Below are 8,494 nucleotides of genomic sequence, written 5' to 3' on the forward strand. Positions count from 1 at the left end.
CCTCTGCCCCCCTGCACCAGTCAATCGCTTATGTAACAGCAATTGTCGGGGTTTTCCCAAAAACAAACAAGCCCAATTAGAATCAACTTGGTATAACCGATAGCCCAACTGACTATAAAGCCCTCTTGCCTTGTGGTTGTTTTCTAGTACGTGCAAATAGAGGTCTTGATAACCCCAATTTAAAGCAATTTGCTCGCAAGCCAGTAATAATTGCCGAGCTACCCCCCGACGACGATATTCAGACTGGACTGCCAAATTAGACAAATAGGGGTAGCCAGCGGAACTATAAAACTGCCAAGGATTAGTCGATCGCAGCGCCATTTCCACCGTTCCCACCACACAATCGCTCTCTTCGGCAGCTACAGTTTTCCCCCTTACCTCAAGATCGACCCAGAGTTGATCTTGACGATCGCCTAGTCGAGAATCTTTGTAAATCCCCACCAGACAAACATAACGCGGCGAACTAGACTGCAACCGATGGCGCAAATCTTCATATATCCCCAAGCGAAACAGGGGATAAAACCAACCAGCAATACCACCGCGAGAGTGAAAGCTATTAGCCAGAATTTCCGCTACATAACTGATATCTTCGGGTTTAGCCGCTCGGATTTGTATAGGAAAAGAACCAGACAAATTTACCTCCGGTTCTTGCTGGAAGTTTTTTAGGAACCAGAACAAGAGCTTCACAAGGGTTTACTGTTTGACATTTAAAGTTATGCTTTAGTTCAATTGGCAACAATCATTAGTTGTATAACTACGAGTAGTGATTGTCAGCGTCAACTGGATTAGGATGATACAAAGGGTGTATCAGTTAAAGTAAGTATAGAATTGTCTAACTAGGATACAGGTTATCTGCCTAGTTAAGTTGCAATCGGCAATGCTAAACTTAGTATTTCTTTAAAATAGCCTAACGCTTGTCAGTGTTAATGTGTTTTCTCCTTATATTTGAGTAATAGTTAGTGAACAGGTTTCCCGTCTCAGGCTTCCGGTGTCAGGAAATTCCCTTGACATTCCATACCTGAGTCAGGATACCTGATTCAGCAAAGTAGTGGGTGGTGAGCAGTGAATAGGAGCTAATTGGGGAAAATGAAACAGATTTGGTATTTGCTACTTTTAAAAATTGTTACCAGCTAATGCACGCTGTCATGAAACCGTTTCCTTCTGGGATGACTTGCTTAGGCAGGAGAGTATTATATGAAGTCCCAAAACACTAATAAACCCAAACTTCTGGTTGTTGATGATGAACCAGATAATCTCGACCTGCTGTATCGCACCTTCTATCGCGAATACAAAGTACTCAGGGCAACATCAGGAACAGCGGCTTTGGAAATTTTAGCCAAAGAAGGAGATGTGGCAGTAATTATTTCCGATCAAAGGATGCCGGGAATGAGTGGTACTGAGTTTTTGAGTTTAACAGCTACTCAGTACCCAGATACAATCCGTATTATTTTGACTGGTTATACTGATGTCGAAGACTTGGTAGAAGCTATTAATAGCGGTAAGGTTTTTAAGTATGTCACTAAACCTTGGGAATCAGAATCGCTGCAACTAGTCGTGCGACAAGCTTTGGATACCCATAATGTATTGAGGGCACGAACTCAAGAATTGTGTCGTACTCTGCGCCAAGAGTCTTTACTCAATACTGTTACTAATACTATCCGCTCCCGTAGCGATCATCGGCAAATCCTCCAAACAATTGTGAACACAGTTGGACATATGTTGGAGGCAGATATCTGCATTATTCGTCCTTGTCATGATAATGCGATCGCAGATGAATGTTTTGTCTATCGCAAGCGAGGCGCTGGAGAAAAATCAGCAGCTACTAACGACGCATTACCCAGTAAGGCTTCAGATGATGATAGTTTGACTCAAACAGTCTGGGAAACTTTTGATGTCCACGTTATTGAGGATGTAGCAACAGATGAGCAAATTCAAGGCGATAGTCCAGAAAAACAGCAAAGATCGGCAGCTTTTGCCCAGGCGGGAATTCGTTCTTCTTTGGTAGTACCTTTAATTTGTCAATTGGAATTAACTGCTGTTTTGGCGCTGCATCAGTGTACAGAAACTCGTCATTGGCAAGATGATGAGGTACAACTAGTTTTTATGGTGGCAGATCAAGCGGCTTTGGCGATCGCTCAAGCACTCGCTTATGAAAGATCGATGGCAATGGCTAAACGAGAAGCTTTAGTTAATACTATTACTAATGCGATTCGTTATAGTCTCGATCCGAAAGATATTTTTGCCGCCATTACTAAACAACTTGGGGAAGCTTTGAATGTTGATGGTTGCGCTCTTTCTTTGTGGACACCAGAGGATGAATATGTCCAATGTGTAGGATTATATGATGCTCATGAATTTGGTTTACAAGTGTTCGATGTAGAATTTGGCGAATTAGAAAATAACCACAACAAAAAGCAAATCAAGGCAATCGAAAATCGGGAAGGAACAGGGGAATTAACAACTTCCCATTCGCCAGTTGCCAGTCACAGATTCTCCATTAATAACAACTCAAAATCAACAGTTATACCTTCATCTCAATTACCACAATCTTTAGTACCAATTGCCGCCAATCCAGTATTACAAAAATTAATTGAAACTCAACAACCTGTAGTAATTAATGATTTAGAATCGCTGCCGGAAATGCAGGGGTTTGATTTGCCTTTGCGGACTTCGGCAAGAGCTTTAATGATGGTACCTTTGATTTGTGATGGGCAATTAATTGGTAGTATTACTCTCCGGGAAGCAACTGCTGCCAGAAAATGGCAACAACTAGAAATTGATTTAGCCTTAGCTGTGGCAGCACAAGCGGCGATCGCAGTTCAACATTCTCGTTTATATCAAAAAACTCGGCAACAAGCAGAAAGATTATTAGAATTAGACCGTCAAAAAACGGAGTTTTTCCAAAATATTTCCCATGAATTTCGCACTCCCTTAACTCTAATGATGGGGCCGTTAGAATCAACGGTAGCCCAAAAAAGTGACCTCCCACACCAACAAGCAGTAATTGCTTTACGAAATACCCGCCGTTTACTGCGATTAGTTAATCAATTATTGGATATTCAAAGAATTGATGCTGGAAGAATGCAGGCGAGTTTTCGCCCCTGTGATGTGGTGATGATGGTAGGTCAAATTGTCGAATCTTTCCGTCCTTATTGTGATAAAAAAGGTTTGCGTTTGGTGACAGAGTTTCATTCCTGTCCCAAAGTTTATTTAGACCCAGAAAGATTTGATAAGGTAGTTTATAATTTGTTATCTAATGCGATGAAGTTTACTGATAATGGTGGTGCGATCGCCATTAAAGTAGAACCTGCTGGAGATCATGTTCGCCTACAAGTTAAAGATACGGGGATTGGCATTCGTACAGAACAAATTCCCCATTTATTTCAACGTTTTCGCCAAGCTGAAGGTTCCGTTAATCGTTCTTATGAAGGTAGCGGTTTAGGTTTAGCTTTAGTTAAAGAGTTAGTAGAACTTCACGGCGGACAAATTTCTGTCGAATCAATTTATGGCGCAGGCAGCACCTTTACAGTTTGGTTACAAACAGGAACGGCGCATTTACCTTTAGATCAAGTATTAGAAGTACCAACTCAAGTTCAAGCTAGTCGTGCTGCTGTAGAATTAGCAGATTTAGAGGTTTTAGAAGCATCGGAAAATAACACAGAACAGGTAATAGGAGAAATTTCTCCTACTTCTCATGCCCCGACAATTTTGGTAGTAGATGATAATCCTGATTTACGGGTTTATGTTTCTGGAGTGTTGCGTGCTTCTGGTTTTCAAGTGTTAACAGCTAGACATGGTGCAGAAGGTTTAAGCATCACCACAGAAAGTCATCCCGATTTAATTGTGACAGATTTAATGATGCCGATTCTCTCTGGTTTAGATATGATTCGGCGGATTCGAGATTTGCCAGAAATAAAAGCAACACCAATTATTTTGTTAACCGCAAAAGTTGATGAAGATACTAGAATTGAGGGAACAGAACAAGGGGCGGATATTTATTTAGCTAAACCTTTTAACGATCGCGAACTTTTAGCCGCAGTGCGAAATTTATTAGCACTAAAAGTCAATGAACAAAAGTTGCAAGAGTTAAATAAATATCTCACAGAATCAGTGTTAAAACGCTTTTTGCCACCAACGTTGGTGAATAAAGCGGCGACAGGAGAACTGTCTTTAGATTTGCGCCCCGAACCAAAATTAGTGACAATTTTGTTTAGCGATATTGTTGGTTTTACTCAACTTTCTAATACGTTAAGAAGTCGGCGCGTTGCTGAATTACTGAATGAATATTTGGATTATATGACTAGGGCAGTATTCGCTAACGGTGGTACTGTGGATAAGTTTATGGGTGATGCAGTTTTGGCGATGTATGGTGCGCCGGAAGAGTTGACACCAAATGAACAGGTAAAACGTGCGATCGCCACCGCTAGACAAATGCACCACTATTTAGATGAACTTAACCAACGTTGGCGAGAACAAGGTATTCCCGAAATTCAGTTTCGCTGTGGCATCCATCAAGGAACCGCAGTAGTGGGAATGTTTGGTGGTCAAGAACGAGCCGATTATACTGCGATCGGCCCCACCGTGAACATCGCCTCCCGACTGCAAGCTTTAGCCCAACCTAACACCATCTTAGTTTCCGCCGCAGTCGCCGACTATTTAGATGAAGCTGAAATTACCAAGGGTAGCCCCCTACAACTTAAAGGTGTGGATGAAACAGTATTAACGTTCGTAGTTGATAAAGCAGAAGGGAAAAAAGGGTAAAGGAAAAAGGTGAAATAAATTGTGTAGTTGCCCAAAGTTGTGTTATCCTAGCTAGAGCGATGAGTAAACTGAGTTTTTCGGTTGTGAGTCGCAATGCGGGCGTAGTTTAGTGGTAAAACTTTAGCCTTCCAAGCTAATAATGCGGGTTCGATTCCCGCCGCCCGCTTTAAATGTTTTTTAGGTCATTTTTTCCAGACTCAAAAGCTTGGATTTTTTCGTACAAGCTATCGACAGTCTCGCCTGCAAATAGTTGATCTTTGGTTTTGAGATAATCTCCCTCTCCTAAGTTACAGGCAGCTATAAAACGAGCGAGTTTCAGGGGTTCCATGTGGGTTAGCAAGATTTCCAGAGCTTCTTGAATGACTTGTTTTTCAGTTGGCAGGTTAACTTTCATCTTCAATCTCCAAAATAAAATCTGCTGGATTCATCACTTTAAGGCTCAGAGATTTACATTTATTAATTAAACGTTTGTCGCAGGTTAGGAAATAATCGCTATTAGCTGCTTCGGCACAGGCAATATGCAAAGCATCCATAGCTTTAACCCCATTTTGTTCTAACTCTTTGGCGCGTTGGCGAATTAATTCGTTGGTGATTTGTCGATCGCTGGCAAGGCTAAGATAGAGTTCGACGGCTTTTGCGCGATCGGGATCGGAGTTGCGGCTGTTTTCATACTCTAAAATATTTGAACTAACCAACTCGACTTGTTTGTTGTCGATCATTTGCAAGATTAGTAGCATCGCCTGAGTTTCTAGAAAAATTTTAACTTGGGATTGATCGTCAAAAGGGCGATTGAAAACGCTGGTGTCGAGGTAAAGCCGAATCATGTTACTGCCTCAACAAAACTCCTAAAAATTCCATTCTTCAAACAGTTCTGATACTGCCATTGAAAAACCTGGTACTACTTCTTCGCCATCTAAATGATCTTGAGGGCAAAGAAAGCGATCGGGTTCTGAAGAATGATAAACTAAAACATATTTTTCATCAGGATGGATTACCCAAACTAACCTTAAATACCAATGTTTTCATTTATGCCATACAAATTAAAACAGAATCAACTTATCCAATAACTTACTTCATTTTCATCTAACTAAGGTCGAATATACATTTATAGTTCCAATGATAGATGTTGGTAACATTACTTACAAATTAAGTTTTGTATAGTTACTTATTTAAGAGATTTATGCTGACTACTTCTCAGCCGTTGAAAGATGTTTTCTTTTGTCCCGAAGAATCGAATTTTTATTCGCATTGCTTAGAAACATTAGTTTTTCAGAATTGTTTTAATTCAGAATCCATATTAGAATTTGGCTCTGGGGATGGGAGTCCGGTGATTAAGTCATTGCTGAGAAGCGAATTTGACGGGATTGTACATGGATTTGAACTTAATAGTTTAGCTTGTCAAGTGGCAAATTCTAAAATTAAAGAGTATCAATTGAGCGATCGCTACATCATCCACAATCGTTGCTTATTTGATTCAGCGAAACCTGATGCTACCTATCTTGTATCAAATCCCCCTTATCTTCCGGCATTAGATAATAAGCTTTACCAACCTCTATTACATGGGGGAATCGACGGAATTACTGTTACTAAAAAGCTGTTGTCATTAAATTATCCCAATGTCTTAGTCTTAGTTTCTAGTTATTCAAATCCACAAGATTTAATTAACTACGCACTAGCAAATGATTACGTTGTTTCTGATTTTGCCATTTCACCTTTACAATTTGGGTATTATAGCTCTGAACCAAAGGTTAAAGACAGAATTCAAGAATTACGCAGAAATAACCGGGCTTTTTATTCAAAAAATATCTACCTTTTGGCGGGTGTTTTATTTACAAAAGAGTCAGCTTCTTCAGGTGATGTATCAACTGAATTAGTGAAGTTAATGACTAGTTTGTAATTTGGTTTGATTGTTAACACTTACATCTTGTATTTGTCTCAATATCCGCCTCGAATCAATTCGCAGGCGGGTGTTGGGCAAATACAAGATTTGAGTGTAAGAATCAATATGCTGAGATGGTGCGTTAGTAACGCACCCTACAATAGTTATGATTGCTCGGCTTGGCGTACTGCTTGGGCTATGGCAGTGCCAGCGCGATCGCTAAAAAATCGCTGTTGATCGTAACCAAAAAGGAGTTCCCAAGCATCAGCGGGATATTGTGCGACAAGTGGTAAGGCAACATCGTCCAACATCCACTGACCGTGCAGTTCGTCTACCTTAATGTGCAGATTCCAGTAGCTCATTGCCGCAGCGGATAGTCCTAGTCGCTCACCAGCCGCTTGATAGGGTCTGAAGGCAGCGGGTACGGAAAGCTCTCCGTAAAGCAGTCCGCCAATATAGCGCAGGAAATAGCGTTTGCGCTCAGTTAACAAGAAACTATGATTGATTATTGCTAGAAGTTGCCAAGGAACTAAATCAAAGTAGGCTTCTGGTTCGGTTTGCATTCCCAGTTCTTCCAGCATAGTTGTAAAGTGAGAAGAGTGCTTGCGGGCAAAGCGACCGCCGCCATATTCTTCAATCAGCAACCGCGTTAGCACTGCATGGACTTCATTACCGACACCACCGAGAGTGCGGGAGAGTTGACTTGCTTCGACTAAGCCATCTAGAGAGGCGATCGCAACTAAAAGACGATAACCTTTTTCGGTGACGCGATCGCGATAAAATAAGCCATCGGCAGATATAGGGGGATCGACATCAGCCGCAAAGCGATCGCGCAATGCCTCTGTGATATCTTCTATTTCTTGATAAGCTTTTACATCGAGTTGTGCTGCTTCCCACTGTTGCCAAGCTTCCTCTATTTGGTCGCGTACTTTTCTTAAATAGAGCGATCGCTCATTAGTATAGCGCCGCAAATCATCATACCAAAACAGTTTTAATCGGTTAATCCGATACAGAATGCGCTGCAAAAAGCGGTGTGCAGAATCATCCCCAGATGCTTCTGTGTAAGCAATTTCAATTGCTGTATTCAGCACTTTTTCAAATTCACTGGCGCTGACTAACTGTGCAGCCAACTTTTTATCTAAATCTTCTGTTTCCAAAAGTTGAATGAATAGTTGCTCTGCGCGATCGTAGTCTGTAGTTTGTAATTGATTCTTTCGTTTAGCCTCAGTACTTGGGAAGGTAACGACTTTGCTCTGCATCATGAATCTGGTTCTTTCTCATATAATTACCTTGATTTTGGCGATCTTTACAGTTTGTTACATCTACCTGGGAGAGAGAATCTAGAGATTAACAGAAAATAACGGTTTATTTAACCTACTGAAGGAGAAGCAATAAAAGTCCAAGTTGCCATATAAGTTCCAGCGTACTTATTAGGATAGTCAGCAGTGCGATCGGCAACAAACCAATCAGGAGTTTTTTTCTGTTGTCTAACCTTTTCTTCTAAGCCAATTTGTAGGGAAATATTCTCGTAAACGATTTTTGCCTTTACAGTTTCCAGCAAATTTTCAACTAAGTTTTGTAGCCATTGAGCTCTGGCATAGAGATTATGAGCCGGACGATCGCCATAAGCAAAAGGGACAATAATTACTAAATATCCTCGATCGCTTATTAGCTTGTCTAAACAGAATTGAACCAATTCTCGATCGTCGTTTTGTTCGAGTGTTTCCTTTTGACACCCTCACCGACCTGAAGGACGGTGATTCCCTAGCAGTCGAACAGCGTTAACTGAACGTACTCTAGATGGGTTGACAGTTCATTGGAAACAGCCGAAAGTTCGGTCTTACACTTCCTCCC

General features: G+C 41.1%; 7 protein-coding genes and 1 tRNA gene. 3 read left to right on the forward strand and 5 right to left on the reverse strand.

Translation table 11 applies throughout. The features are described 5' to 3' along the window. A partial coding sequence (locus tag IQ264_RS29830; RefSeq protein WP_322744832.1) for a GNAT family N-acetyltransferase occupies positions 1 to 687 on the reverse strand: 687 nt, incomplete at its 3' end. A gap of 507 nt (positions 688 to 1,194) precedes the next feature. Here IQ264_RS29830 and IQ264_RS29835 point away from each other — a divergent pair. Both IQ264_RS29835 and IQ264_RS29840 read left to right on the forward strand, forming a co-directional pair. Next, positions 1,195 to 4,761 carry a response regulator gene (locus IQ264_RS29835; RefSeq protein WP_193985865.1) on the forward strand — a complete coding sequence of 1,189 codons (3,567 nt, stop codon included), beginning with the start codon at positions 1,195 to 1,197 and terminating at the stop codon, positions 4,759 to 4,761. 95 nt (positions 4,762 to 4,856) lie between these two features. After that, positions 4,857 to 4,927, forward strand: a tRNA-Gly gene (locus IQ264_RS29840). Here IQ264_RS29840 and IQ264_RS29845 read toward each other — a convergent pair. Together IQ264_RS29845 and IQ264_RS29850 are read right to left on the reverse strand one after the other, a co-directional pair. Continuing rightward, the gene (locus IQ264_RS29845) at positions 4,928 to 5,155 is read right to left on the reverse strand and encodes a hypothetical protein (RefSeq protein WP_193985867.1); all 228 of its coding nucleotides are present in this window, start codon (positions 5,153 to 5,155) and stop codon (positions 4,928 to 4,930) included. After that, positions 5,145 to 5,585, reverse strand: a complete 441-nt coding sequence (locus IQ264_RS29850; RefSeq protein WP_193985869.1) for a type II toxin-antitoxin system VapC family toxin — start codon at positions 5,583 to 5,585, stop codon at positions 5,145 to 5,147. The genes IQ264_RS29845 and IQ264_RS29850 overlap by 11 nt, the downstream gene beginning before the upstream one ends. 356 nt (positions 5,586 to 5,941) lie before the next feature. Between IQ264_RS29850 and IQ264_RS29855 the strand changes: the two genes are divergently transcribed. Beyond that, on the forward strand, positions 5,942 to 6,658 hold the full coding sequence (locus tag IQ264_RS29855) for an SAM-dependent methyltransferase (RefSeq protein ID WP_193985871.1): 717 nt from the start codon (positions 5,942 to 5,944) through the stop codon (positions 6,656 to 6,658). 146 nt (positions 6,659 to 6,804) lie between these two features. Here IQ264_RS29855 and IQ264_RS29860 read toward each other — a convergent pair whose 3' ends face one another. Next, complete coding sequence (locus tag IQ264_RS29860) at positions 6,805 to 7,902, reverse strand: iron-containing redox enzyme family protein (RefSeq protein WP_228061920.1); 1,098 nt, start codon at positions 7,900 to 7,902, stop codon at positions 6,805 to 6,807. Between the two features lie 107 nt (positions 7,903 to 8,009). Next, complete coding sequence (locus IQ264_RS29865) at positions 8,010 to 8,336, reverse strand: hypothetical protein (protein ID WP_193985874.1); 327 nt, start codon at positions 8,334 to 8,336, stop codon at positions 8,010 to 8,012. Between the last annotated feature and the right edge of the window lie 158 nt (positions 8,337 to 8,494).

It is taken from the genome of [Phormidium] sp. LEGE 05292 (genome assembly GCF_015207735.1).
GTDB lineage: Bacteria > Cyanobacteriota > Cyanobacteriia > Cyanobacteriales > Aerosakkonemataceae > Floridanema.

What these genes read in the sequence shown, in the direction of transcription:
- IQ264_RS29835 (WP_193985865.1), top strand. Translation starts at nt 1,195, where the DNA reads ATGAAGTCCCAAAACACTAATAAACCCAAACTTCTGGTTGTTGATGAT.
- IQ264_RS29845 (WP_193985867.1), bottom strand. Translation starts at nt 5,155, where the DNA reads ATGAAAGTTAACCTGCCAACTGAAAAACAAGTCATTCAAGAAGCTCTG.
- IQ264_RS29850 (WP_193985869.1), bottom strand. Translation starts at nt 5,585, where the DNA reads ATGATTCGGCTTTACCTCGACACCAGCGTTTTCAATCGCCCTTTTGAC.
- IQ264_RS29855 (WP_193985871.1), top strand. Translation starts at nt 5,942, where the DNA reads ATGCTGACTACTTCTCAGCCGTTGAAAGATGTTTTCTTTTGTCCCGAA.
- IQ264_RS29860 (WP_228061920.1), bottom strand. Translation starts at nt 7,902, where the DNA reads ATGATGCAGAGCAAAGTCGTTACCTTCCCAAGTACTGAGGCTAAACGA.